The organism is Kiloniella litopenaei (assembly GCF_000982415.1).
Taxonomy (GTDB): Bacteria; Pseudomonadota; Alphaproteobacteria; order Kiloniellales; family Kiloniellaceae; genus Kiloniella; species Kiloniella litopenaei.
Map to the genome: position 1 here is coordinate 1 of NZ_LANI01000057.1, position 1,130 is coordinate 1,130.

Sequence of the window (1,130 nt, forward strand, 5' to 3'; positions counted from 1 at the left end):
TATCGTCTTTTTGTCCCGGTACAAATCAGGGATTCAAAAGCTCCTTGGTCCGTTTTGGTTAATGTTCCGATCAGCCGTCTAACGCAACAAGCCCAAGCTGTTCAACAGTATACAGTTATTGGCGGTGTCGTTCTCCTTCTGGTGTTGATTGTTGCTCTGCTTCTGATTTCCCGTTTCATGATCCGTAACCCACTACAGGGCAGTATGGGTGTTATTACTTCGCTTATGCAGGGTGATTATAATGTAGAGGTAAAGGGGCAGGACCGCGGTGACGAGATTGGTGATATTAATCGCGCCCTCGAGCAGTTTAAAGCCAATGCGGAACGTGTTAGCCAGATGGAAGCAGAAAAGCTTGAAGCAGAAAAACGTGCTTCCGAGGAGCGTCAGGAAGCACGTATGCAGATGGCCAACGATTTTGAATCTTCAGTTGGTCAGATTATTTCATCTGTATCGAGTTCTGCCCATGAAATGCGCTCTTCCGCTGAAACCATGTCCAGTGCAGCGGCGCAATCGTCCAGTCAGGCATCTGTTGTCACCGATGCGGCACAGGATGCTTCTGCAAACGTTCAATCTGTTGCTGCGGCTACGGAAGAGCTTTCTGCATCCATTAATGAAATCAGCAGCCAGGTACAGCGTTCTGCTGATATTGCGAGCAATGCGGTTGAAGAAACATCCAGAACCAATCAGAAAATCGAAGGTCTTGCCAATGCGGCGGACAAGATTGGGGAGGTTGTGAAGCTGATTAACGACATCGCAGAGCAAACCAACCTCTTGGCGTTGAATGCGACTATTGAGGCTGCGAGAGCTGGCGAAGCTGGTAAAGGTTTTGCCGTTGTTGCATCAGAGGTTAAGTCGCTTGCCAACCAGACAGCAAAAGCAACCGAGGATATCTCTGGTCAAATCAGCTCTATTCAGGGGGAGACCCGTGAATCTGTTGAGGCCATTCACGGTATTTCCAAGACGATTGATTCTATCCACGAGGTGGCAACAGCAATTGCTTCAGCAGTTGAAGAGCAGGGGGCTGCGACGGCAGAGATTACCAAGTCAGTTCAACAGGCCGCTAATGGTACGGATCAGGTTTCTTCTAATATTACGCAGGTTCGTGAAGCTGCGAATACAACGGGTAATGC

At 48.8% G+C, this 1,130-nt stretch carries 1 protein-coding gene; it reads left to right on the plus strand.

What is annotated here, in order from left to right:
- On the plus strand, positions 1-1,130 hold a 1,130-nt coding region (locus WH95_RS20075; RefSeq protein WP_046510234.1), incomplete at both ends, for a methyl-accepting chemotaxis protein.